Raw genomic sequence first — 25,671 nt, 5'->3', positions numbered from 1 at the left:
CGTGCTGACCGGGTTCATCCCCCACTTCTGGGGGCTGATGTGACAAACTGCTAGGCATGATGAATTCCTCCGAACCTCACGGAGAGCCACACAGCACCACGGGAACGACGGGGACCCAGCTGCTGCCCACCCCGGGTGGACACGATGACACAGCCGTGGAGGTAAATGTCTTCTCCCCGGATCAGATGACCCGGGGCAGAACCATCCTGGCGATCATCCTGGCAGCTGTGGGCGCCTTCGCGCTCACCCTTGTCGCGTGGCTGGTGCTCCGCCAGACCAGCCTCCCGGCCTTCGGTGCCTCAATGGTCACCCGGGCACTGGCCTCCGCCGGCATCGTGCTCGTCCTGGTGGTGGTGGGTCTGCTCATGTGGTGGTGGATCCACGATGAGCACAAGGCCGACCCGAGGTGGAACAACGGGACCCAACTGGAGATCACACGACCGGCCTGGCGGGAGTTCCTCACCCACGCAGTGGCCTACCTCAGCCCCGCCGCCCTCGTGGTGGCGGTACTGGCGATTCCGTTGTCCGCCACCCGCCTGCACCTCGACGGCATCAGCGTGGACCAGGGTTTCCGGACCCAGTACCTGACCCGCCTGGCCGATGACATCGCCATCAGCGACATGAACTACGCGGATATGCCCACCTACTATCCGCCCCTGTGGTTCTGGTTCGGTGGCCGTCTGGCCAACCTGCTGGACATGCCCGGGTGGGAGGTGTTCCAGCCGTGGGCGATCATCTCACTGGCGGTGGGGGGTGCCGTCCTGGTGCCCGTATGGCAGCGGCTCGTGGGTTCCCTGCCGGTGGCCACGGGCATCGCCCTGGTGTCCACCTGTGTGGTTCTGGTGATGAGCCCCGATGAACCCTATGCCGCCCTGGTGGCCCTGGGTATGCCGGCCCTGGTCGCGCTGACCCCGCGCATCCTGCGGGGTGACTGGTTCGCACTGATCGGCGGGATCCTCTTCCTCGGGTTCTCCGCCACGTTCTACACCCTGTTCACCGCTGTCATCGCACTGTCGGTGGTGGTGGTCACGGCGGTGACCGTCGTGGTGATGCGCCGGGAGTGGAAGCCACTGGTGTGGTTGGCGGTGCTGGGTTTTTCGTCGATAGGCATCGCCCTGATCACCTGGGGACCGTTCCTGCTCGCCAGCCTGCAGGGCGCGGAGCAGAGCGGGGATACCGCCATGCACTACCTGCCCTATGACGGCACCCTGATTCCGCTGCCGATCCTCGCGTCGAGCACGCTCGGTCTGCTCAGCCTGATCGGCCTGATCTTCCTCGTGGTCCGGGGCCGGGATCCGGTGGTGCGGGCGATGTGGATCTCCCTGATCGTGCTCTACGGGTGGATCGTGGCCTCCATGCTGTTCACCGTGCTGGGCAACACCCTGCTCGGGTTCCGCCTGGACACCCTGGTGGTGTTGATGATGACCACCGCGGGTGTGCTCGGCATCGCGGATTTCCGTCTGGCGGGCATCTACCTGCTCTACCCGGAACGCATCACCCCGCGGGTGGCACGTGGTGTCACCACCATCCTCATCACGGTTGTGCTGGCCGGTGGACTGCAATATGCGCAGAGCATCCCCGAGCGCAACGCCCATGCCATCGACCTGGCCTACACCGACACCGATGGTTATGGTGAACGCGCCGATCTCTACCCCCCGGATTCCGCGCGGTGGTACCGGGAGATCGACAGCCACCTGCAGGATCAGGGTTTCATCCCCTCGGAGACGATCGTGCTCACCGATGAACTGAACTTCATGTCCTATCACCCCTACCGGGGTTTCCAGGCGTTCACCTCCCACTACGCCAATCCGCTCGGGGAGTTCGGCAAACGTAACGAGGCCATTGAGCAGTGGGCGGTGGAGAGTTGGAATGAGTTGTCCGACCCGGCTGATTTCGCCGCGGCCATCGATGCCGTGGAATGGGCCGGCCCGGATGTGTTCATCATGCGGGGCACGGTGCCGGAGGACGCGGATGCCGAAGGAGGCGGGGATACCGCCCCGGGTGGTGTCGGTGGGTGGAAATACGACCTCGCGGAGGACATCTACCCGAACAATCCCAATGTGCGTTTCCGGGGGGTGTACTTCAACCCGGAGGTGTTCCTGGGGGCGGGTGCCCCCTGGGAGGTGGAGCAGATCGGGCCGTTCGTCGTGGTGACGCGTGATGAGTGATACCTCACGTGGCGGAGGTGAAAGCGGAAGTTACCGCGCCCATACCGTAGACTCGTTGCCTGTGTCGGAAGTAGTTGTGTCGAAAAAAGAACAGGGTGCCCCGGGGTCCAGCCCGGTTGGTGGCACCGAGAAGGTCGCCCCCGGATGGCTGAAGAAGCTGGCCATCACCACGGGCCTCCTGGGTCTGCTGATGTTTCTGCTCACCCCGTTCATGCCGGTCAACCAGGTGCAGTCCTCGGTGTCCTGGCCCCAGAACGATGAGCTCTCCAGCATCAATGCGCCTCTGATCTCCTACGCTCCACAGTCGCTTGAGGCGACGATCCCGCTGACCGCACTGGAGAACCTCTACCCAGGTCAGACACTCGTCTTCGGAACTCTGCCCCTGGACAGCACCGATGCCACCAACCGTGGCCTGTTCGTCCGCACCATCGACGGTGGTCTGGATGTGGTGGTCACCGGCGAGGTCCTGCTGGAACTGCCCGAATCCGAGGTGGAGGACCTGCCGGCCGGCGCGACACTGGAGATCACCTCCACGGAAACCAACACCACCGCAGAGATCACCGGAACGGACCACCTCGGCGAGACCGACGAGGATGCCCGCCCCCAGGTCACCGGCATCTACACCGAGCTTGTCGACGATCCCGCCACCTACTCCACCATGGTCGCCGACGGCCTGGCCGTCGACGTCGAGGTCAACTCCCGTTTCACCTCCTCACCGAGCGTGATCAAGTACATCGTGATGTGGACCGGTCTGCTGCTGACCCTGGCCTCACTCTGGGCGCTGCACCGCATGGACATCCTCGACGGCCGCCGGGTGCACCGCTTCCTGCCGGCCAACTGGTACCGGGTCAAGCCCCTCGACGGTGTCGTGGCCTTCGTCCTGGTGTTCTGGCACTTCCTGGGTGCGAACACCTCCGACGACGGCTTCATCATGAACATGGCCCGGGTGTCGCACAACGCGGACTACATGGCCAACTACTACCGCTGGTTCGGTGTGCCCGAATCCCCCTTCGGCGCACCATTCTATGACCTGCTGGCACTGATGTCGTATGTGTCCACCGCGTCCATCTGGCTGCGGCTGCCGGCGCTGATCTCCGCGTTCATCATCTGGTTCGTGCTCTCGCGTGAGGTCCTGCCGCGCCTGGGTGCGCGTATCGACGGCCGCCGCGTCGCCCACTGGTCCACCGCCATGGTGTTCCTGGCATTCTGGCTGCCCTACAACAACGGCACCCGCCCCGAGCCGATCATCGCCGCGGCCGCGCTGCTGGCCTGGGTGTCCTTCGAACGTGCCATCGCCTCCTCCCGTCTGCTGCCCGCGGCGGTGGGCACCATCCTGGCCACCCTCGCGCTGTCCGCCGGCCCGACCGGCCTCATGGCGGTGGCCGCCCTCCTGGTCAGTCTGTCCAGCCTGATCCGCATCCTCTACCGTCGCCTACCCCTGATGGGTGCTCCCCATGGATCATCCCGGGGCACGGTGTTCACCGCCGTGCTGGCCATGCTGGCACCGTTCCTGGCCGCCGGCACCGCCATCCTCATCGCCGTGTTCGGTGACCAGACCTGGGCCACCGTGATGGAATCCATCTCGGTACGCTCCGAGAAGGGTCCGGCACTGAGCTGGTACAACGAGTACGTCCGCTATCAGACGCTGTTTGAGCAGACCGTGGACGGTTCCTTCACCCGACGTTTCCCCGTGATCATGCTCATCGCCTGCCTGGCGATTGTTGTCGGCTGCATCCTGCGCTACGGCCGTGTCCCGGGTTCGGCCAGTGGACCGTCGCTGCGCCTGACGCTCGTGGTCTTCGGCACCATGTTCTTCCTGATGTTCACCCCCACCAAGTGGACCCACCACTTCGGTGTGTACGCCGGCCTGGGGGCCGCGGTCGCGGGTCTCGCCGCGGTGGGCCTGTCCTATGTCGCTGTGAAATCCCCACGGATGCGCACGATCTCGGTGGGTGTGTTCCTGCTGTTGTTCGCCTTCAGTCTCGCCGGCACCAACGGCTGGTGGTACACCTCCAGCTATTCCGTGCCGTGGTGGGACAAGACCATCCAGATCAACGGCATCGAGGCCTCCACCGTCATGCTCGCCATCGCTGTGGTGGTGCTGATCGCCGGTGTGGTCCAGTCGTTTGTCAAGGATGTGCGTGTCGCCCAGGCCGAGAACCGTGACGCCATGGGTGAATACCGCTCCGAGGAGGCCGCCAAGGTGGCCCGTGCGTCCCGCTTCCGGGGTCTGATGGCCTCACCCATCGCGCTGCTGTCCGCCATCGTGGTGCTGGTGTCCATGGGATCCATGGGTAAGGCTTTCGCCGACCAGTACCCGGAGTACAGCGTCGGCCTGGGTAACCTCCGCGCACTCGGTGGGCAGACCTGTGGTCTGGCAGCCGACGCCATGCTGGAGACCAACTCCAATGAGTCCTTCCTCACCCCGGTCAACTCCCCCCTCGGGGAATCGCTGGAGGCCGATGAGGTCCGTGGGTTCAGCTCCGCCGGCATTCCGCCCTTCATCAGCCAGGACCAGGCCTCGACCGCCTCGGTGGGTGCGATCGCCGATTCCGTGGAGGATGACGCCGCGGGATCCGATGATGCCTCGGGTCAGGCGACCGGCAACACCGGTGGCCTGCGTGCCGACGTCGGTATCAACGGCTCCACCGCCCGCCTGCCGTTCAACCTGGACTACACCCAGATCCCGGTTGTCGGTTCCTGGACGGATGGCACCCAGATCCCCGCTGAGATCACCACCGACTGGTATGAACTGCCCGAGGCCACCGAGCAGGCACCGATCATCGTCGTGTCCGCGGCGGGCCGCATCGCCCACTTCGACATCAACGGTGTGTTCCAGTCCGGCCAGTCCGTCCTGCTGGAGTACGGCACCCTGGATGAAGACGGTGAGGTCACCGTCCTCGGTGAGGAGATGATGTACGACATCGGTCCGGAGCCGTCCTGGCGTAACCTGCGTCTGCCCATCGACGCCCTGCCGGAGGAGGCGGATGTCGTCCGCATCGTCGCCACCGATGACAACCTGGACCCCGACCAGTGGGTGGCCATCACTCCGCCACGCGTCCCGGAACTGGATTCCCTCAACAACATCATCGGCTCGGAGACACCGGGGCTGCTCGACTGGGCTGTCGGTCTGCAGTTCCCCTGCCAGCGCACCTTCGACCACTACGCCGGCATCACCGAGATCCCCGAGTACCGCATCTCCCCGGACCACGGTGGCAAGTCGACCCTGTCGCCGTTCCAGGACTGGGCCGGTGGTGGCGCGATGGGTACCGCCGAGGCGGTGAACACCGCCTATGAGATCCCGTCCTACCTGCGCAATGACTGGGGCCGCGACTGGGGTTCCATCGAACTCTACGAGCTGCGCACCAACTCCCGCGGTGAGGCACCGGTGGTGGCTGATGTGAACCTGGAGACCATCCAGCGCTCCGGGGTGTGGAACCCCGGTTCCATGAAGATCGGTTAGCATTTTCCAGGTGGTTTTGAGGGCGGGAACCCAGGGGTTCCCGCCCTTTTGTTCACCTCCCCCACCCGGCATGAGCTGCGGTGGGATGCCAGCCCCGGCCACGACAACCGGTTTTGTGGTTTATTCGGGGTTATGGGCGAATCAGTTTCCTCCGACAGATACACTCCTCAGCAGCGCACACGCTACCGTCAGCTGCTGATGGAAGACCTGGAGATCTTCGACCGGCACCTGCAACGGTCCGAGTTCGATGATCACGGGTCCATCGGGCTTGAGTTGGAACTCAACCTGGTCGATGCAGACATGCAGCCCGCCCTGCGCGGTGCGGAGGTGCTGCGGCATCTCGACGGGGAATTCCAGTCGGAGATCGGCAACTACAATGTCGAACTCAACCACCCGCCGCTGTCGGCGAAACACGATGGGCTGCAGCGTCTGCAGGATGGCATCACCAACCGCCTGAACCGGGTGCATGAGGCCGCCACCACGGAGGGCGTCAATGTGGCCATGATCGGCACGTTGCCCACCATCACCCCGGAGTTCCTCGCCGATCCGGCATGGATGACGCAGGAGAACCGGTACCGGGCACTGAGCAATGCGGTGATGGAATCGCGCGGTGAACTGGTCCACATCAACCTCGCCGACCGGGAGCATGTCAACCAGTCCTTCCACGACATCGCCCCGGAATCCACGTGCACCTCCATGCAGCTGCATCTCCAGCTCGCACCCACCAGATTCGCCGCGGCGTGGAACGCCTCGCAGGCGATCGCCGGTGCCCAGGTGGCGTTGAGTGCGAACTCCCCGCTGTTCCTGGGGCGTCGGGTGTGGCATGAAAGCCGCATCCCGGTGTTCAAGCAGGCCATCGACACCCGCACCTCCGAGCTGGTCAACCAGGGGGTGCGTCCCCGGGTCTGGTTCGGGGAACGGTGGATCACCAGCGTCTTCGATCTGTTTGAGGAGAATGTCCGCTATTTCTCCCCGCTGATCGCCGAGGACCGGGCGCTGGCCGGCACGCCGATGATGAAGGGGAAATCCCCCGCCCTGCACTACCTCAACCTCCATAACGGAACGATCTGGCGGTGGAACCGTCCGATCTACGCCCCCGGCGAGGAACGGTCGCACCTGCGTCTGGAGAACCGTCTCCTACCCGCGGGCCCCACCCCGGCGGATATCGTCGCGGATGCCGCGTTCTACTACGGGGTGGTCAAGTACCTGGTGGAGGAGAACCGCCCGGTGTGGTCGCGGTTGACCTTCGCCGATGCGGAGCGGAACTTCCAGTCCGGGGCCCGTTCCGGGTTGTTCGCCCGGATGACCTGGCCCAGGCTGGGCCAGGTCAATGCCACCGACCTCATCGTGGAGCACCTCCTACCCCAGGCCCGGGAGGGACTGCGCCGTCTGGAGGTGGATGATTCCATCGCCGAGCACTACCTCGGGATCATCGATGAACGCGCCCGGACCCGCCAGAACGGCGCGACCTGGCAGCTGCGCACTCTCAATAAGCTGGAGGGACGGCGGGGACTGCCGGATTCGGAGACCCGCCGTGCGGCCCTGGCCGGCATGCTGGAGCTCTACCTGCGGAACCAGGCCACGGGTGAGCCGGTGCACACCTGGGAGATCGGCAGTTAGGTCACACCGCCATCGGCATGTCCTGAGGGGTCACGGCAACCGGGAGTGCGGTTTCACCCATGAGGTCGGCGTCGACGGCGGCGGCACACGCCCGGCCCTCGGCGATGGCCCAGACGATCAGGGACTGCCCACGGCCGTTGTCGCCGGCGATGTAGACGCGGGAGTTGGTGGGACTGCGGTAACCGGCGTCGCGGATCATGCGGCCGCGGGTATCGAAACCCACGCCCAGTTCATGGGCCAGCCCGCCCTGTTCGGCGCCGGTGAAGCCCAGGGCCACCAGGACCAGGTCGGCGTCGAAGGGGAACTCGGTGCCTTCGACTGGTTCGCGGCGACCGCCGACCACCTTGATCTGGCATCCGGTCAGACCGGTGACCCGGCCCCGGTCATCGCCGTGCAGGGCGACGGTGTTCACCGCGAATCTCCGCTCACCCAGCGGTTCGCCGACGGCGCGGGTACCCAGGCCCAGGGCCTCGATCTCGGCGACGGATTCATCCCCGCGGAGGACATAGGAACCCTCCTCATGGGCGGTGGCGGTGCGGAACTGGTTGGGGTACATCGGCCACGGGGTCTCCTCGGCGCGCAGCACCGGTCCGCGCGGGCGGATGTCGAACTGTGTCACCGAGGCCGCCCCCTGGCGCAGGGCGGTGCCGAAGCAGTCGGTGCCGGTGTCGCCGCCACCGATGATCACGACCCTCCTGCCGCGGGCATCAAACTCCGCAGGCACCGGGCCGTCACCTTCATTCGCCCTGTTCTGCGCGGTGAGGTAGTCCATCGCCGGGTGGACACCGGCGAGTTCTGCGCCCGGGATGCCCAGCTCACGGGCGACGGGCGTGCCGGTGGCGAGCACGACGGCGTCGAAAAGCGCCAGTTCAGCGGCCTTCGGGGAGACCCCGACCCGGAACACGGTGCCCTCCGCCCGCATCTGGTCGAGACGGCGGTCGATCCAGCGGTTCTCCATCTTGTAGTCCGGCACGCCATAACGCATCAGGCCACCCAGGCGGTCGGAGCGTTCGAAGACGGTCACGCGGTGTCCGGCGCGGGTCAGCTGCTGCGCGGCGGCCAGACCGGCCGGGCCCGAACCCACCACGGCCACCGTCAGGCCGGTATCCAGGGAGGCACGCACCGGTTCCACCCAGCCCTCGGCGAAGGCCCGTTCGACGATCTCCAGCTCCACATTCTTGATGGTCACGGCGTCATCGTTGATGTCGAGCACGCACGCACCCTCACACGGCGCGGGGCACAGGCGGCCGGTGAATTCGGGGAAGTTGTTGGTGGCGTGCAGGCGGTCGTAGGCCTCCTTCCACCGTCCCTCGCGCACCAGGTTGTTCCACTCGGGAATGATGTTGCCCAGGGGGCAACCCTGGTGGCAGAAGGGCACGCCGCAGTCCATGCAGCGGGCGGCCTGCTCCTCGATCTGGCCGGCGGGTGCCGCCTCGTAGACCTCGTGGAAGTCCATGAGGCGCAGGGGCACCGGCCGGTGGGCGGGTTCGGCGCGGGTGTATTTCTGGAATCCATGTGGGTCGGACATCAGTGTGCCTCCTCCAGGGTCAGGGTGGACAGTAGAACTCGCTTGTAGTCACGCGGCATGACCTTGACCAGGTCTTTTGCGCGCACAGTGGTGGTGGACCCGGTCAGCGCGACGTGGCGTGCGATGAGCCGGTCGGCCCACAGGGCCTCATCCGGGGTGAGCTTTTCGACGTCCACCAGCCCCCGGTTGATCTTCTTCTCCAGGTCCGGTTCGTCGAGGAGGTAGGCGATGCCACCCGACATGCCGGCGCCGAAGTTCTCCCCGACGGGGCCCAGGACAAGCACCCGGCCACCGGTCATGTATTCACATCCGTGGTTGCCGATCCCCTCCACCACCGCGGTGGCACCGGAGTTGCGCACGCAGAACCGTTCGCCGACCTCCCCGCGGATGAACATCTCACCGCTGGTGGCGCCGTAACCGAGCACATTGCCGGCGATGATGTCGGGGCTGTTTTTCAACTGTTTCGGTGCACGTTCCGAGGGGCGGATGATGATGCGCCCGCCGGAGAGTCCCTTGCCCACGAAGTCATTGGCATCGCCGGTGAGGGTGAGGGTGATGCCGGCGGGGATGAAGGCGCCGAAGGAGTTGCCGGCACAGCCGGTGAGGTTGAGGGTGATGGTGTCGTCGTCAAGCCCGGAGGCCCCGGCGGCGCGGGTGAGGACCGAACCCAGCATGGTCCCCACCGAGCGGTTGACGTTGCTGACGCGCGCGGTCAGGGTGGTGCGCGCCTGCTCACCGGCGGCGGCGCGGGCGATAGTGTCGGCGGCCTGCTCGATGAACCGGTTGTCCAGTGCGGCCTCAAGGTCATGGTCCTGGGTGGTGGTGCAGCGGATGTCCTGCTCCGGGAAGTGCGGGGCGACCGGCCTATGGAAGATCGGGGTGAGATCCAGGTGCGCTGCACGGGAATCGGCCGGGATGTCGGCGCGTTTGCGCAGCACCTGGGACTGGCCGACGGCCTCGTCGAGGGTGCGGAAACCGAGCTGGGCGAGGTATTCGCGCACCTCCTGGGCGATGAAGGTGAAGAAATTGACCACGTGCTCCGCCTGGCCGGTGAACTTGGCGCGCAGGTCGGGGTTCTGGGTGGCGATGCCCACGGGGCAGGTGTCCAGGTGGCACACGCGCATCATGATGCAACCCTCCACCACCAGCGGTGCGGTAGCGAAACCGAATTCCTCGGCGCCGAGCAGTGCCGCGATCATGACATCGCGGCCGGTTTTCAGCTGGCCGTCGCACTGCACGCGGATGCGGTCGCGCAGGCCGTTGAGCAGCAGCGTCTGCTGGGTTTCGGCGAGGCCGAGCTCCCAGGGGCCACCGGCGTGCTTGAGGGAGGTCAGCGGTGAGGCACCGGTGCCGCCGTCGTGACCGGAGATGAGCACCACGTCGGCATGCGCCTTGGACACACCGGCGGCCACGGTGCCCACGCCCTGCTCAGCGACCAGTTTCACGTGGATGCGGGCATCCGGGTTGGCGTTTTTCAGATCATGGATGAGCTGGGCGAGGTCCTCGATGGAGTAGATGTCGTGGTGTGGTGGCGGGGAGATCAGACCCACGCCGGGGGTGGTGATGCGGACCTCGGCGATCCAGGGGTAGACCTTCTCCGGGGGCAGCTGACCACCCTCGCCGGGTTTGGCGCCCTGGGCCATCTTGATCTGGATGTCGGTGCAGTTGTTGAGGTAGTGGCTGGTCACACCGAACCGTCCCGAGGCCACCTGTTTGATGGCAGAGCGCTTCCAGTCGCCGTTGGGTTCCGGGGTGAACCGGCGGGCATCCTCCCCTCCCTCACCGGAGTTGGACATGCCACCCAGGCGGTTCATGGCGATGGCCAGGACCTCGTGGGCCTCGGCGGAGATGGAACCGTAGGACATGGCACCGGTGGAGAAGCGTCGGACAATGGAACTGACCGGCTCCACCTCCTCCACCGGGATGGGCTGGCGGTCGGTGCTGAACTCGAAGAGTCCGCGGATGGTGCCCAGGCGGGCGGACTGACCGTCGACCTTGGCGGTGTAGTCCTTGAAGATGGCGTACTGCCCCGTGCGGGTGGCGTGCTGCAGTTTGAAGATGGTCTCCGGGTTGAACAGGTGGTATTCACCCTCCCGGCGCCATTTGTACTCCCCACCCAGGTCCAGTTCGCGGTGGGCGTGTTCCTCGGGTCGGGGCAGGAAGGCGCTGCGGTGGCGGGCCTCCACATCGGCGGCCACCTCATCCAGGCCGATGCCGGAGATCGGCGAGGGGATGCCACCGAAGTAGTCATCGAGCAGGTCCTGGTGCAGGCCGGTGACATCCGCCAGCTGGGCGCCACGGTAGGAGGAGACCGTGGCGATACCCATCTTCGACATCACCTTGAGCACACCGGTGGTGGCGGCGGTGACGTAATTGCGGCACGCCTCATCCAGATCCAGATCACCGAGCTGGCCCTTCATGCGCAGCTCATCGATGGTTTCGAAGGCCATATAGGGGTTGATGGCATCGGCGCCGAAGCTGATGAGCATGGCCAGGTGGTGGATCTCGCGGGCGTCGCCGGATTCCACCACCAGGGAACACCGGGTGCGGGTGCGCTGCTGCACCAGGTACTGGTGGACCGCGGAGGTGAGCAGCAGTGCCGGGATGGGGGCGAGCTGTTCATTGGATTCGCGGTCGGAGAGCACGATGAGGGTGCTGCCCTGGCGGATCGCCTCGGAGACCTCGCGGCGCACCCGGGCGATGGCGGCCTTCATGCCGGCACCGTGGTGGGCCACCGGGTACAACCCCGAGATGACCGCCGCGCCGAAGGTGTCCCATTCGCCGTGGTCATTGGCGTGGATGAGGGTGGCCAGCTCATGGTTGTCGATCACCGGTGATTCCAGACGGATGCGCCGCGCCGCCTCTGGGCCCGGGTTGAGCACATCGGACTGCGCGCCGAGCAGGGTGTACATGCTGGTCACGGGCTTCTCGCGGATGGAGTCCAGCGGTGGGTTGGTCACCTGCGCGAACCGCTGGGCGAAGAAATCATAGAGCATCCGCGGGCGCTGCGAGATCGCCGCGATGGGGGTATCCGACCCCATGGACCCGATGGCTTCCGCACCGGTGCGGGCCATGGGCAGGATGAGCAGATCCACATCCTCCTCGGTGATGCCGAAGACACGCTGGCGCAGCACGGCACGCTGGTGCGGCATGTACTCATAACGGGTACGGGGCAGGCCGGACAGGTGCACGAAATTCTCGCGGATCCACTCCCCATAGGGGGCGCTGGCCTGCAGCCCGCGCTTGACCTCGTCGTCGGGGATGACCCGGCCCTGGGCCGTGTCGACCAGGAACATCTGGCCGGGTACCAGGCGGGTACGCTTTACGACGCTCGATTCATCCAGATCCAACACCCCCGACTCCGAGGCCATCACCACCAGTCCGTCGCTGGTGATGGCGATACGTCCCGGTCGCAGGCCGTTGCGGTCCAGGACAGCACCGACGTAGCGGCCGTCGGTGAAGGCAAGTGCTGCGGGACCGTCCCACGGCTCCATAAGGCAGGAGTGGTACTCGTAGAAGTCACGCAGCTCCTGGTTCATCGAGGTGCTGTGCTCCCACGGCTGGGGGATCATCATGGCCACGGCATGGGGCAGTTCGTACCCGCCGAGGTGGAGGAGTTCGAGGGCTTCGTCGAAAAGCGCGGTGTCCGACCCGCCCGGGGTGCACACGGGCAGCACCCGGTTCAAAGGCCCCAGGACGTGGGAATCGATGAGCGCCTCGCGGGCACGCATCCAGTTCTCATTGCCGCGCACGGTGTTGATCTCGCCGTTGTGGGCGACCAGGCGGTAGGGGTGCGCCAGGGGCCAGCTGGGGAAGGTGTTGGTGGAGAAACGCGAGTGCACCACGGCGATGGCCGATTCCATGCGCGGGTCCTGCAGATCGCGGTAGAACCTCTCCAGCTGTGCGGTGGTGAGCATGCCCTTGTAGATCACGGTGCGTGCCGACAGCGACGGGAAATACACCGTCGGTCGGTCCCCGGTGGTGCCGAGTTCGCGCTCGCAGCGCTTGCGGATGAAGAACATCACCCGGTCCAACTCGGTGCCCGAGGTGCCTGGAACGGTGAGGAAGAGCTGGGAGAAACTCGGCATGGCCTCTGCTGCCATCTCCCCGATCCCGCGTGGATCCACCCGGACCTCACGCCACCCGAGCACGGTGGCGCCCTCCTCGGTGGCGATGCGGGCGATCTCCTTCTGGGCATCCAGCATGGCCATGCGTGCGCGCGGGAGGAATGCGATGCCGGTGGCGTAGTGGCCGGGTTCCGGCAGGTCGAAGTCGGTGTCGGCGCGGTAGAGGGCATCGGGGATCTGCAGGAGGATGCCAGCACCGTCGCCGGTGGTCTTCTCCGCGCCGGCGGCGCCGCGGTGCTCCATGCGGCACAGCGCTTCGAGTGCGTTGGAGATGATCCTTCGGCTGGCGCGACCGTGGATGTCGGCGACGAAGGCGACACCACAGGAATCGTGTTCGAAGGCTGGGTTGTAAAGGCCCTGTTTCTTCATGCTGGCTCCCCCTAAGGGTTTCTATTAATCATTCGATAATAAGAAAAACAGGTGGGGCGGGCGTGCGCAAGTGCCTTTTGGCCATTTTCGATCAACCTATAGGAAAATGCGAGGTCGCATGACGCCCCTATGCTGCAGATCACACTCTATGATGGCTTTAGTACGATCCCACCCGTTGAAAAGGAGCACATGCACATGTTCAACTTCGAGGAAACCGCAGCACGCCTCTTTGCCGAAACGCACGAGGCGATCATCTACGCCGGCCGGGACGGCACCATCCAGCTATGGAACGGTGGCGCGGAGGAGATGTTCGGCTGGCCCACCGGCGAGGCCATCGGCCAGTCCCTGGACATCATCGTCCCCGAGAAGCACCGCAAGGCGCACTGGGTCGGCTGGGACCGCGTCATGGACACGGGGGAAACCAAATACGGATCCGAGCCACTCAAGGTGCCGGGTCTACGCAAGGACGGCTCGAAGATCTCACTGGAATTCTCGATCACGATCCTCAAGGATGACGCCGGCCAGATCGAGGGCGTGGCCGCCCTCCTCCGCGATGTCACCGCCGACTGGGAGGAGCGCAAGGCACTCAAGCAGCGGGTGCGGGAACTGGAGAAAGCAGCTGACGAGTGAGCGGAAACCAACATCGGGCCCGGGCGGGGCACGGGATTTAGCGGGCATGGATTAGCCACCCCCGCCGGGCGGGAAAACGGGCCATTTTTCACTGGATACTTGTCCAATGCTGTGTTTTGGATCATACCTTGCTGACCAAAGTGTCGACAATCTTATTCAACTCGGCGAGGAAACATGGTCCAGACAACTATCCAGGCTCCCCCACGCCGGACCCGCACCGCCACACCCGGCCAACAGATCCCCTGGCGCCAGGCAGGCCTGCGCATGGCCGTCACCTTCTCCATCCTGCAGATGCTCAACGAGATGGGCACCCTCATGGCGATCCCCCTCTACGGGCCGATGGCCGCCTCCCTGCAACTCACCCCGGGCCAGACCGCCTGGGCCCTGATGAGCACCACCCTCATGGGTGCTGCGACCATCACCATCCTGGACAAGGCCGGTGACGTCTTCGGCCACCGCCGCCTGATGTTCATCAGCCTGGTGGGCATCACCCTCGGCTATGTCATCTCCGCACTCGCCCCGAGCTTCCTAGTGCTGGTCATCGGCCGTGCGCTGGTGGGCATCATAGCCGGACAGGCACTGTGCGTGGGCATCATGAACGACCGCCTCACCCCGGAGAACCGCCGCAAGACCGTGGCCGTCATCGCCGGCGGCCAGGCCATCGGCGTGTTCCTCGGTTTCGCCTTCGTTGGTGCACTGCTGGCCATGGGTGGCGACTGGCGCGACGCCTTCTGGATCGGCGCCGTGCTCACCATCATCAGCGCCATCGGTTTCTACTTCTACGGACTCGACTCCGACGCCCTGCACCGCCGGTACGAATCCAAGATGAAGGGTGCGACCGAACGCCTCGACATCATCGGCGTGGCCATCATGGGCATCGGCCTGCTGCTGTGCATCGGCATCTCACAGTCGACAGTTTGGGGTGTGTTCTCCGGACTGACCATCGCCACCGTGGGCACCGGTGCCCTGCTGCTGGCCGTGTCCCTGGTCTGGGAATCCCGTACCCGCAATCCCCTGCTGCCGGTGCGTGACATCTTCTCCCGCCGCCTCGGCCCCGCCTACGCGATCTTCGTCTCCCTCGGCATCGGCGGATCCATGCTCTTCAACCTCACCATGACCATCCTGCAGATCCCTGCGGCCCCCCATCGCCTTCGGATTCGGCATGACCGCCCTGGCCGCTTCGTTCGTCTTCCTGCCCAATGACCTTCGCGGGTATCGTCGCCACCCGGATCGCACCGAAGACCCTGGGCCGCAGCCCACGGGGCACCATCATCGTCGCCAGACTGGGCATGTTCACCGCTTTCATGGTGCTGGCCTTCGCCCACACCAACGTCTGGGTCGTGACCCTGGCGATCTTCCTCTTCGGCACCGCCTACACCACCCTGCTCACCGCATCCGTCTCCGTCATCGCGATCGAGGCAGCCCACGGCAAGGGTGCCGGCACGGCCTCGGTGTACGTGGCCATCGCACTGTCGATGACCTCGATCGGCACCGCCATCTACTCCGCCATCATGTCCGGATACGCCACCCCGGAGGGCATGCCCCTCCCCGAGGCCTTCACCGTCGGTTACCTGGTGGCCGGCAGCGCCGCCCCGGCGTCCGTGGTCTGCGGCATCCTGATCAAGCACCGCAAGCCGATCACCAGGATCGTCGCGCACTAGATAGAGGACTTCACCTGGAACCGCCATCACCGATGGCGGTTTCCTCCGTTCCCGCTGCAACCGGTTCCGCCGGCGGGGCGGTGAGGGAAGGGGTGGTCGGGGCGTCGATAAGCGCAAGGTCGGCGGTGGTGGTCAGCGCGCCCGGCGCGTAGGCGTAGGACCCATCGGCGCGGGCCTCACGCCAACTGCGCCAGATCAGGTAACCGAACAGCGGGTACATGATCAGGGAGATCACCACGATGTTGATGATGCTGGCCAGAGTGGTCTCCCACAGCATGTTCCACGCGAAATGCAGAATGAACGCGATCCCGATCCAACCCGCCGCGACACCGCAACGCCACGCCAAGGTCTTGTGTGCGCGGAAGAGCGCCAGGGCGATACCGTAACCGGCGAAGGCGGTGAGGATGGTGTGGATCAGCGGACCTGCGAGCGTGCGGTAACCCCACATGATCAGAACGCCGTCGATATCCGAATTGGCATCCAGCAGCGCACCCGTGGACCCATAGAGAAGATTCTCATTGACCTCGAAGCCCAACCCCACCAGCGCACCGGTGATAAGGCCATGCCACGGCCGGTTCAGCTGCCGGAACGCCATCAGAATCAACGCGGCCCCGAGCGCCTTGGCGATCTCCTCCGGGTACCCACCCGCCATGCTGAGCATGAAGAAATCCAGATTCAGCTTGACCATCAGATCCAACAGGGCGGTACTGGTCAACAAGGCGATACCCACCGCAGCCAGACCACCCCACAACAGACACGCCGCCACCCACTGGGCCGTCGACCCATGACCACGACGCTTCTTCCCATCCGGCCCCCGGCGATGGGTCCGGAAATCAGGCCACAACGGTGTCCGGCTGAGTACCCACACCACCACCGTCAGATACACCACCGCGAAGACCACACCCAGCACCGTGGCCACCGGATCGATGAAGACCCCCGCTGCCAGGGTGAGAAACAGCATCGGGGTAGACAGGACGATCACCACCCACAGGGTCACGGAAAATAGCCGGTTCATGCTGCCTCCTCCACTGCTGGGGACTGATTCGGGTTGCTACCGCCGGGCAGGTCCTCCTCGGATGGTTCACTGTCCGGCAGGAGTCCCTCCGGCAGGCTGCCGAAACCGCCGAACCCACCGTGCGGGGTCGCACCCTCCGGTTCATTGAGCCACTCCTCCCACGGGAACTGATCCCACGGCAGATCCTCCGGCGACAAACCACCGAAGGGATCCGGCTCCATCGGGTACTCCGGCCCATCCTCGGATAACTGCAGCGGGAACTCCTGCTCATAGGGCAGACCACGGTCCACGGCCAGGCTCGACCAGATGTGGGATGCGTAATACTCATTGGACACCCCATTGACGATGGCCACCGCCGTCACATCCTCAAAATCCCCCTGCCCCTGCTGACTGATCGCCACGATGGGAAGGGAAACCAGGAATCCCTCATCCGTACCGGGCTGCAACAGGGTGTGGGCGCGGCCATCCTCACTTGCTGCGGTAGGAACAATATCCTCCGGCATCGGAGTGGCCAGGGTGGCGCGGATCATCCGGCGCAGGGTGTTCTCCGGATCCTCCACCCCCTCCACCAGCATGGTGACCACAGTGGTGTCCCCGTTGCACTCCCAGTACTTCATGAAGAGATCATCCGAGGTCATCTCGCACATCACCGGCTCCCCTGAGCTGGTGACCACCGGGACCTCCCACTCATAACCGAGCGCCCCGATACTCAACTGCCGGTAGCTGTTGCTGTTGTCCGGCACCACCGCATTCACTCCGAGGGGAAGCAGCAGAAGCACCGCGGCGATTCCCATGATCGACCACCACAACTTCGCTCTTCCCACCGGTTTCAGCTGATACATACCCTGTGTAGAACTCACGTATCAAGGCTACCCGCTCAGTTTCATCCCGGGGCGGGGGCGGTGCGGGTTCCTGGTGCGGGGCTGGCATGCAAAACCGTGCCGACTAGCTCGCGGGACGGGCGGTTTCAGGAGGCAGTGGGTACGGGTTCGTCGCGTCGGGACCGCAACGGGGCACAACCGTGCCAACTCCCCCGGGCCACGGACCGTTTCAGCCGGTAGTGTGCACGGTTTTGCACCACCAGAGCTACAACCCCGCACAACCATGCGGACTTGCTCGCGGGAGGGGCGGTTCCAGCGGATAATGTGCACGGGTTTGCACCACCGCACCACCGCACCACCGCACCGCCGCACCGCTGCACCGCCGCCATCCCGCCCAGCCACCGCCCGACACGGCCCGACACGGCCCCTCGCGACACAGGTCAGCACCGGAGGCGCTCCCGCCGCAGACCGGTAGCAGGTGAGTTGTCTAGAGTGGGCTGCATGAAGGATCTCTACCGTTATGTCAATGGCCCCTGGCTGGATAGCCACATCATTCCCGACGATCGCGCTGTGGACGGCACGTTCCATAAGCTGCGCGATGATGCGGAGGAGGATGTCCATGAGATTGTGAAGGAGGATGAGGGTCGCGCGGGTGCGATCTATGCCTCGTTCATGGATACCGACGCCATCAATGACCTCGGTGTCAAGGCGATCGACCCGGATCTGGACCGGTTGTCGGTGGCGAATATTGATGAGTTCACCACTGTTCTCGGCGAGTTGGACCGGGAGGGGGTGGGTGCGCCGATCGGTTACTGGGTGGAGAAGGACTCCTCCTCGGATGAGTCGATTGCCTATATCCTGCAGTCGGGTCTGGGTCTGCCGGATGAGGCGTATTACCGTGAGCCGGCGCATCAGGAGACTCTCTCCGCTTATGGGGAGCATGTGGCCCGGATGCTGGGGTTCCTCCACCCGACGCGCCTGTCCGGCCTGGATGCCCAGACCGCCGCGAAACGCGTGATCGCCCTGGAGAAGGACATCGCACGGGGGCACTGGAATGTGGTGAAGACCCGTGATGCGGTGGCCACCTACAATCCCACCGAGTTTGATCAGCTGCCCCGCAGGGTCCGGTCCCTGCTCCTCGGTTCCCGTCTCCCGGAGGTCAGGCTGGTCAACATGATGCCGTCCTACGCAGAGCACCTGGACAAGTTGTTCTCAGCTGATCGTCTGGCGGACTGGCAGTTGTGGGCCACGTGGCACATCCTGCGGTCCCGGGCCGGGTTGTTATCGGAGGAGATTGCGCAGGCGAACTTCGATTTCTACGGCACGACCCTGTCGGGGGCGACGGAGCAGAAGGACCGCTGGAAGCGGGCTGTGGCGCTCGCGGAGCGGTTCGTGGGTGAGGAGATCGGGCAGCGGTTCGTCGAAAAGCACTTCCCGGCCAGCAGCAAGGCCGAGATGCTCACCCTCGTGGACTACCTGGTGGCGGCGTACCGGGAGCGCATCAGCAACCTGGTGTGGATGACGCCGGCGACGCGGGAGCGCGCGTTGGAGAAGCTGGAGAAGTTCAACGCCAAGATCGGTTACCCGGAGAAGTGGCGTTCCTACGAGGGTCTGGAGTTCAGTGCCGGGGGTGCGGATCTGGTGGACAATGTCCGTCGCGGTTCGGCGTTCCTGCATGATTATGAGTTGGGCAAGATCGGCAAGCCAGCAGATCGGGATGAGTGGGTGACCACCCCGCAGACGGTCAATGCGTTCTACAACCCGGTGGTCAATGACATCACCTTCCCCGCTGCGATCCTGCGCCCGCCGTTCTTCGATCCCGAGGCCGATGCCGCGGAGAATTTCGGTGCAATCGGCGCGGTGATCGGTCATGAGATCGGTCATGGTTTCGATGATCAGGGCAGCCAGTATGACGGCGACGGCAACCTGAATTCCTGGTGGACGGATGAGGACCGCACGGAGTTCAACAAGCTCACCGAGCGCCTCATCGAGCAGTTCAACGGCCTGGTTCCGGCGGTGTTGAAGAAGCACAACATCGAGACCGATGGTGTCAACGGTGCCTTCACCGTCGGCGAGAACATCGGTGACCTGGGCGGGCTGGGGATCGCCGTGGTGGCGTACCGGAAGTACCTGGAGGATCAGGGCCTGACCTTCGAGACCTCCCCCCGCGCGCCTTTCGCCGCCGACGGTGCCGAACCGGATCTGGCCAACCGGGAGTTCAACGGTCTGCAGCGGTTGTTCCTGGCGTGGGCGCGGGTGTGGCGCACCGCGATCCGCCCGGAGATGGCGGTGCAGTACCTCGCCATCGATCCCCACTCCCCCGCCGAGTTCCGCTGCAACACCATCGCTGGCAATGTCGCGGAGTTCTACGAGGCCTTCGACGTGGTGGAGGGTTCCCCGGTCTACATCAGGCCCGAGGACCGCATCGCGATCTGGTAAACCACCCGCGCTTGTCGACGCCCCACCCGGCTACCCCCTTACCGCCCCAGCGGGAGGGGCGGCAGGGGGCCGCCGGGAGTTAACCGGGCCTACTCCAGCCAGTTGAACTCGGCGACGAGCAGCTCCCGGTCGCTCCCACCGGGGTTCGGTGCCACCAGACGCAGCGCCGTGGCACTGTGGCCCCGGCCGGTGTGGTTGTACCCGGTGAGCACATGCGGCAGTCGGAGCATGAAGTTGCGGTACTTGCCGTTGACCTTCACGGTGCCCAGCGCACGCTGACGGGTGACCTCGGCGAGCTCAACATCAGCCAGCTCCACCTCGCTCTCCTTGCCGGTGCCACGGATATCGAGGGTGGGGGCGACACCATCATCACGGGTCGCACCGTCATCACCGGTGAGGATGGTGCGGATGAATTCACGCACCGCCACCGGATCACCGAGCGCATTGGTCACCCAACGCTTGCCCAGCACGCCATGCTCAATGGTGGCGAGCGTCTGCTCGGGGTTAATCTCCGAGGGACGGTAGGTGAAGGGTATCTGCACGAGGCGGCCATCCAGGTCGGTGGCGATGAGCACCTCGATGCCGACCTCCTCACCCACGGTATCCACCAGACGGTAGCTGCCCTTGAGTTCCACCGAGCCTGCCCAGTTGCGGGCAACCTCCTCCTTGGGCGGGACGATGGTCGTGTCATACATCTTGGCTACGCCGCTCATGGCACATCTCTCCATAGAAAAGTCGTGAGGATAACTCTGTGTGTTCAGCGTACGCGTCAACACGGTTTCAGGGGTGGTACTTTTTCCCCTCCGGGTACTCGCCCTGATCCCTGCCGCAGCGGTGGTTTTTGTTGGACTTTTCACTCCACCCCATCGCGTCCGCGCTGCGAACTAAGGTGGTGGTCATGTCTGAGAAGAACAATCGTGAAGAAACCGCAGAGCAGCAGGAACAGCGTTTCCGTGAGGAGTTCGAGGTCGGTGGGGTTGACCGCGAGCTCAGCGATGAGGAGCAGTTGGAGCAGCTGGCCTCCTATTTCGACGCCCACTACCCACTCCCCGATTTCACCCCGCCGTGGGCCGGTGGTTCCGGTGATCCCGATCCCGCGGACCGGTATGTCGCCCACCTACCGGACCGCACCACCCACACCGCGATGCTGATGTTGGGTTCAGCCGTGGATCATGCGATGCCGGGGGTGGCCTATATCGGTGAGGTGTCGGTTGATTCCGCACCGGAGGTCGGTGGCGCGGTGTTCGTGCCGTCCAACCCGACCGGCCAGTGGGCGGTGTCCTTCCACAGCGGTGGCTGGTGGCGTGGGTCCGGTGACGCCCTGGAGTTCCAGTGGCGCCCGGAGGTGGCCGCGGCCGCGGAGCTGTCCGGCACCACGATCCTCGACCTGGATTACCCGCTGGCCCCGCACCACACCCTGAGCGAGATGAACGAGGCCGTGGCCAAGGCGGTCGGGTACGCCCGCCACCACAACGCCACCTCGATCGCGGGCTGGGGTTATTCCTCGGGTGCGGCGCTGGCGGCGCTCAACGCGAAGCTTTTCGACGCCCTCATCCTCACCTTCCCGGATCTCGCCAGCGTGGACAGGCTTCCGGAGGAGATCCGGGGTTCGGTGCAGCTTGGTCCGGCCTCCGAATGGCCCAGCACCTTTGTGCAGATCGCCACCCACGATGAGGTGGCCGACCGACCCGAGGGGCTGGACGGTCTGGACCATGTCACCACCAGGGACTATGTTGCCCGCCACCGCATCTCCACCCCGCAGATCGCCCGGGAGCGCATCAGGGATGTCGCGGAATTCCTCAAGACGGTCTCCAGGAAGTCCTAGAAGGTCGCGGCGTCGATGACGAAGCGGTAGCGCACATCTGAGTTGATGGTGCGCTCATAGGCCTCGTTGATGGAGGTGGCGTCGATGAGCTCGATCTCCGCGGTGATGTTGTGCTCCGCGCAGAAGTCCAGCATCTCCTGGGTCTCCGGGATGCCACCGACGAGCGAACCGGTGAGAGTGCGTCGCTTGGAGGTGAGCATCCGGGTGGGTACCTCCATGGGGTCATTCGGCAGGCCGAGGGCAACGAGGGCACCGTCGAAACACAGCAGCGACAGGTAGGTGGCGGTGTCGAGGTTGACGCTGACGGTGTTGAGGATGAGGTCGAACTGCCCACCCCAGGTCTCGGCGAAGGTTGGGTCCGCGGTGGAGACGTGCTCGGTGGCACCGAATTTCAGGGCGTCCTCCCGCTTGGAGGTGGAATGGGAGAACACCACCACCTCCGCGCCCATGGCCACGGCGATCTTCACCGCCACGTGGCCGATGCCACCCAGGCCGATGATGCCGACCTTCTTCCCCGGTCCCGCCCCGTGGTGCTTCAGCGGTGAGTAGGTGGTGATGCCCGCGCACAGCAGCGGGGTGGCGGCCGCCGGGTCCAGGGACTCCGGCACGCGGACCACGAAATCCTCCTTGACCACGATCGCCTGCGAGTACCCGCCCTGGGTGTACTCACCGTCGGCGTAGCGGTCCTCCGACCCGTAGGTCAGGACCGCCCCGGTGTCGCAGTAGGAATGCTCACCCGCACGGCAGGGCTCGCAGTGCCCACAGGAGTTGACGAAACACCCCACGCCCACGCGGTCACCGACCCGGTGTTTGGTCACCGCATCGCCGACCGCACTGACCCGCCCGACGATCTCATGTCCCGGCACCAGCGGGTACTCCCGCTCACCCCAGTCACCGGTGGCGGTGTGGATATCCGAGTGGCAGATGCCTGCGTACTCGATGTCGATGGAAACATCATCGGCGCGCAGTTCACGGCGGGTGATGGTGAGGGACTCCAGGGGCTGGGCGAAGGCGGTCACGCCCCAGGCACGGACCGGCGTGGGGTGGTGTGGGGTGGTCATGTTGAGATGCTCACTTTCAACGTCGCTGGGCAGAACGTGTCCCAGCTTAACCCCAGGGCCGGTGTTGTCACCGGGGTGGCAGCTGGACTGCGATCGCATGCAGTTCCCCGGTGGTGAGCCTGTGGTGGGTCATGCGGACCTTCACGCGGGTGCCACGGGTGGAGGTGATCCCCTCCTCATCCCAGTGCAGGCGCGCACGCTCAGACACCTGGGATCCGCCATCGGCGCGGACCACCCGCCACCAGGCGACAAGGTGACCGTGGAGGGCCATGATGCGCCCGACCTGCCGTGGCCCGGTGCCCACCAGGGCGGCGATGTCCCCATAGGTGGCCACCCGCCCAGGTGGAATCAGGTCCACGCAGTCAAGTACCCGGGAGGTCAGGTCATCGAGCTCCAGGCCCTCAGCTGATCCTCCCACGGTGTTATTTGTTCTGGTTGCGCAGCTGTTCCTCAAAGGCGCTGAGGTCAATACCCAGCAGGTCCTCGGCCTCGCTGACGTCCTCCTCCACGGGCTCGTCCACATTGCACAGGGTGACGGTGGCGCCGGTGGAATCGGAGATCAGTGCCATGCGGCCGAATTCGGAGTCCCAGGGTTCGCGGATGACATCGCCGCCGAATTCGGGGGCCTTGGCCACCGCGTCGTCGACGCTGAGGACACCGAGGTAGGTCTGCCAGAAGCTGGGCACCTGGGGTGGGAACTGGCCCTTGGCGTCGAAGACTCCGGCGAAGGCGGAGCCGTCGACAAGCGCGGTGGTGTAGCGGAAACCACCCTCGCCCTCCTCGCTGGAGAGCTCCGAGGTCATCCAGTTGAACAGCTCGCCGTAGAAGTCGACGGCCTCGGGGTAGTTGGTCACGGTGGTCAGTTCATGCCAGACCGGGGTGCCCGGTTCGCCGGCGGCCACGAAGGATTCCTCACTGCCGGGTTCGATGAGGCCGAAGAGGGCACCGGCGGGATCGACTGCCAGGACCATATGACCGAGGAACACCTCGGTGGGCTGGGCCAGGATGCGTCCGCCCAGTTCAACGATCTTGGCGGTCACCTCATCCAGGTTGTAGGACAGGAAGTAGGTGATCCAGGTGTCCGGCATGGTGGACTCTTCGGGCTGGTCGATGAACCCGGCGACGGGCAGACCCTGGACACGTGCCATGCGGTAACCGGGATTGACCTCGGTGATGTCCCAGCCGAGCACGTTCTCATAGAAGTGGGAGGACTTGGCGATGTCCGAGGTGGTCAGGTCGATCCAATAGGGCATTCCTGCCTGTGCCTCAAAAGCTGGCATTACATATTCCTCCACTTTTCGGGGTCGAAGTCATCGTTGGCGGTGGCTTCGTCAAAATAATCGTCTTGGTCCTCGCCGGCGCTCACCTGCGCGCAGGTGTCACCGATGCACACCACATCGCCGTTGCGGAGTGTCCGGCCACGGCGGGTATCCACCTCACCGTTGACTGTGACATCACCGTTGGCGATGGCGTCCTTGGCCTCCCCGCCGGTGGAGACGAGGTTGGCTAATTTGATGAACTGGCCGAGTTTGATGGCTTCGTCCCTGATGTGCACTTCTTCAGGCTGCATGGCACTTGAGTCTATCCATGTCCGGGGACGGGAGCTAACCCAGGATCCAGCTGCCGATACCCACAACGCCCTGCCAGACCATGAACATTCCAAGGGCTATGAAGATCACCCCCGTGAACAGATCGATCACCGCCGCGTTGCGGGTGATGCGGGCGGCGAAGCTGCGCACCAGCACCGCGAAACCTAAGAACCACACCAGGCCGGTGAGGATGAGGAAGACGGCGAGAAAGATGCTCCACCCCACTCCCATGTCCGGGGTGATGAACTGGGCGAACACCGAACCGAAGAAGAGCACGGCCTTGGGGTTGGACAGGTTGGTGGCGATACCGGTGCGCAGGGCCCGCCGGGCGCCGAGGACACCTGGGGAACCGAACCCACCGGGAACACCGTCCGAACCATCCCCCTCCAGCACCCGTTCCACGGCATCCCCCGCCTGCCGGGCGGTGATCCGCTGCCCCCACCAGGAGCGCACGGCACCGATGCCCATCCAGATCAGATAGGAACCGCCGGCGAGCTGGAGCAGCCACAACACCGCGGGCGTGGTGGAGATCAGCACCGACAGGCCGAGCAGGCTGGCGCAGATCCAGATGGCATTGCCCACCATGATCCCGATGGCCGCCCAGATACCATCACTGCGGCTGCGGGAACCGACCCGGATGATCTGCACGAGGTCAGGCCCTGGCGAGACGATCGCGGCGATCCAGACGACGAGCAGGGCAAGCAGGGTGGCGGTGGTCACCCGCTCAGATTGTAGTGCGCCCTGATGGGTATCACGCCGGTGGCCTGCATCAGTGAGAATGCCGCGGTGGGGCCGATGTGGGTGAAGCCGAGGTCTTTCAATTCGCCAGCCAGCTGCGTGGAGGCGGGTGTGAAGGTGGGAACCGTGCCGTCATCATCCAGGAATGGGTGCCCGGCATACCGGCTGAGCACCTCACCGAATGGTTCACGCAGTGCCGCCATGGCCCGGGCGTTGGTGATGGTCGCCTCGATCTTGCGGCGGTTACGGAAGATCCCCTGATCAACAAGGAGACGGTCCACCTCCTCCTCGCCATAGGCAGCCACCTGTTCCACGTGAAATCCCTCGAACGCCACCCGCAGGGACTCCCGCTTGCCCAGCACCGCCTGCCAGGTCACCCCGAGCTGGAATACGGTCAGGGCCACCGTCTCCAGCCATCGGTCCGGCCTGCCCGGGGGCCTGCCCCATTCCTCATCGAAGTACCGCCAGCAGGCCTCCCCGCGGGATGCCCAGCGGGGTCGGCTGCGCCCATCGGCGCACAGGATCAGATCATTGGGGTGGACGGTGAGATCATCAGTTGAAATAGTCATGGCTGCACCATAGAAAGCGCACCGGACACGGCGGGGGTAAATCACCCC

General features: G+C 65.1%; 19 protein-coding genes. 8 read left to right on the top strand and 11 right to left on the bottom strand.

Annotated elements, in window-relative coordinates; translation table 11 throughout:
• The first annotated feature begins 56 nt into the window (after positions 1 to 56).
• The 3 genes from CE_RS01055 to CE_RS01045 all read left to right on the top strand — a co-directional run bounded on the left by CE_RS01055 (position 57) and on the right by CE_RS01045 (position 7,251).
• On the top strand, positions 57 to 2,168 hold the full coding sequence (locus CE_RS01055) for a galactan 5-O-arabinofuranosyltransferase (RefSeq protein WP_006768529.1): 2,112 nt from the start codon (positions 57 to 59) through the stop codon (positions 2,166 to 2,168).
• Positions 2,161 to 5,631, top strand: coding sequence for an arabinosyltransferase domain-containing protein (locus CE_RS01050; protein WP_035109090.1), 3,471 nt, complete (start codon positions 2,161 to 2,163; stop codon positions 5,629 to 5,631). Before CE_RS01055 ends, CE_RS01050 begins: the two co-directional genes overlap by 8 nt.
• Before the next feature lie 132 nt (positions 5,632 to 5,763).
• On the top strand, positions 5,764 to 7,251 hold the full coding sequence (locus tag CE_RS01045) for a glutamate-cysteine ligase family protein (RefSeq protein WP_006768531.1): 1,488 nt from the start codon (positions 5,764 to 5,766) through the stop codon (positions 7,249 to 7,251).
• A 1-nt stretch (position 7,252) separates the two neighbouring features.
• Here the strand turns inward: CE_RS01045 and CE_RS01040 are convergent, their stop codons facing one another.
• Both CE_RS01040 and gltB read right to left on the bottom strand, forming a co-directional pair.
• Positions 7,253 to 8,779, bottom strand: coding sequence for a glutamate synthase subunit beta (locus CE_RS01040; protein WP_006768532.1), 1,527 nt, complete (start codon positions 8,777 to 8,779; stop codon positions 7,253 to 7,255).
• Entirely contained in the window at positions 8,779 to 13,275 is a 4,497-nt protein-coding gene (gene gltB / locus CE_RS01035) for a glutamate synthase large subunit (RefSeq protein WP_006768533.1), read from the bottom strand. The genes CE_RS01040 and gltB overlap by 1 nt, the downstream gene beginning before the upstream one ends.
• Positions 13,276 to 13,464: 189 nt before the next feature.
• Here gltB and CE_RS01030 point away from each other — a divergent pair, with 189 nt between their 5' ends.
• The 3 genes from CE_RS01030 (at position 13,465) to CE_RS01020 (ending at position 15,566) form a co-directional block, all read left to right on the top strand.
• Positions 13,465 to 13,905 (top strand): PAS domain-containing protein, encoded by a 441-nt coding sequence (locus CE_RS01030; protein WP_407921234.1) that lies wholly within the window; start codon positions 13,465 to 13,467, stop codon positions 13,903 to 13,905.
• Between the two features lie 174 nt (positions 13,906 to 14,079).
• Positions 14,080 to 15,108 (top strand): MFS transporter, encoded by a 1,029-nt coding sequence (locus CE_RS01025; RefSeq protein WP_006768535.1) that lies wholly within the window; start codon positions 14,080 to 14,082, stop codon positions 15,106 to 15,108.
• Positions 15,105 to 15,566, top strand: coding sequence for a hypothetical protein (locus tag CE_RS01020; RefSeq protein WP_006768536.1), 462 nt, complete (start codon positions 15,105 to 15,107; stop codon positions 15,564 to 15,566). The genes CE_RS01025 and CE_RS01020 overlap by 4 nt, the downstream gene beginning before the upstream one ends.
• 10 nt (positions 15,567 to 15,576) lie before the next feature.
• Here CE_RS01020 and CE_RS01015 read toward each other — a convergent pair whose 3' ends face one another.
• Positions 15,577 to 16,581 carry a PrsW family intramembrane metalloprotease gene (locus CE_RS01015; RefSeq protein ID WP_006768537.1) on the bottom strand — a complete coding sequence of 335 codons (1,005 nt, stop codon included), beginning with the start codon at positions 16,579 to 16,581 and terminating at the stop codon, positions 15,577 to 15,579.
• Positions 16,578 to 17,441, bottom strand: a complete 864-nt coding sequence (locus CE_RS01010; RefSeq protein ID WP_011074847.1) for a hypothetical protein — start codon at positions 17,439 to 17,441, stop codon at positions 16,578 to 16,580. The genes CE_RS01015 and CE_RS01010 overlap by 4 nt, the downstream gene beginning before the upstream one ends.
• Before the next feature lie 462 nt (positions 17,442 to 17,903).
• On the opposite strand from CE_RS01010, the gene CE_RS01005 reads away from it, so the two are divergent.
• On the top strand, positions 17,904 to 19,841 hold the full coding sequence (locus CE_RS01005; RefSeq protein WP_006768539.1) for a M13 family metallopeptidase: 1,938 nt from the start codon (positions 17,904 to 17,906) through the stop codon (positions 19,839 to 19,841).
• A gap of 89 nt (positions 19,842 to 19,930) precedes the next feature.
• Here CE_RS01005 and CE_RS01000 read toward each other — a convergent pair whose 3' ends face one another.
• The gene (locus CE_RS01000; protein WP_035109096.1) at positions 19,931 to 20,554 is read right to left on the bottom strand and encodes a CG0192 family protein; all 624 of its coding nucleotides are present in this window, start codon (positions 20,552 to 20,554) and stop codon (positions 19,931 to 19,933) included.
• 185 nt (positions 20,555 to 20,739) lie between these two features.
• Between CE_RS01000 and CE_RS00995 the strand changes: the two genes are divergently transcribed.
• On the top strand, positions 20,740 to 21,666 hold the full coding sequence (locus tag CE_RS00995) for an alpha/beta hydrolase (protein WP_006768542.1): 927 nt from the start codon (positions 20,740 to 20,742) through the stop codon (positions 21,664 to 21,666).
• Here the strand turns inward: CE_RS00995 and CE_RS00990 are convergent.
• The 6 genes from CE_RS00990 to CE_RS00965 all read right to left on the bottom strand — a co-directional run bounded on the left by CE_RS00990 (position 21,663) and on the right by CE_RS00965 (position 25,623).
• A complete protein-coding gene (locus tag CE_RS00990) occupies positions 21,663 to 22,727 on the bottom strand; it encodes an NAD(P)-dependent alcohol dehydrogenase (protein WP_173362556.1) in 1,065 nt (354 codons plus the stop codon). The two genes, CE_RS00995 and CE_RS00990, sit on opposite strands and share 4 nt — an antisense overlap.
• Positions 22,728 to 22,794: 67 nt before the next feature.
• The gene (locus tag CE_RS00985) at positions 22,795 to 23,145 is read right to left on the bottom strand and encodes an MGMT family protein (RefSeq protein WP_006768544.1); all 351 of its coding nucleotides are present in this window, start codon (positions 23,143 to 23,145) and stop codon (positions 22,795 to 22,797) included.
• 4 nt (positions 23,146 to 23,149) lie between these two features.
• On the bottom strand, positions 23,150 to 24,007 hold the full coding sequence (locus tag CE_RS00980; RefSeq protein WP_006768545.1) for a VOC family protein: 858 nt from the start codon (positions 24,005 to 24,007) through the stop codon (positions 23,150 to 23,152).
• Positions 24,007 to 24,297, bottom strand: a complete 291-nt coding sequence (locus CE_RS00975) for an RNA-binding S4 domain-containing protein (protein WP_006768546.1) — start codon at positions 24,295 to 24,297, stop codon at positions 24,007 to 24,009. The genes CE_RS00980 and CE_RS00975 overlap by 1 nt, the downstream gene beginning before the upstream one ends.
• A gap of 34 nt (positions 24,298 to 24,331) precedes the next feature.
• Positions 24,332 to 25,036, bottom strand: a complete 705-nt coding sequence (locus CE_RS00970) for a LysE family translocator (protein WP_006768547.1) — start codon at positions 25,034 to 25,036, stop codon at positions 24,332 to 24,334.
• Positions 25,033 to 25,623: a DNA-3-methyladenine glycosylase I gene (locus CE_RS00965; RefSeq protein WP_006768548.1), complete on the bottom strand. Its 591-nt coding sequence runs from the start codon at positions 25,621 to 25,623 to the stop codon at positions 25,033 to 25,035. The genes CE_RS00970 and CE_RS00965 overlap by 4 nt, the downstream gene beginning before the upstream one ends.
• Positions 25,624 to 25,671 lie beyond the last annotated feature (48 nt).

It is taken from the genome of Corynebacterium efficiens YS-314, from assembly GCF_000011305.1.
Classification (GTDB): Bacteria; Actinomycetota; Actinomycetes; order Mycobacteriales; family Mycobacteriaceae; genus Corynebacterium; species Corynebacterium efficiens.
Note: the sequence above shows the minus strand (reverse complement) of the source record. Positions and strands in the feature narration are given on the sequence as shown.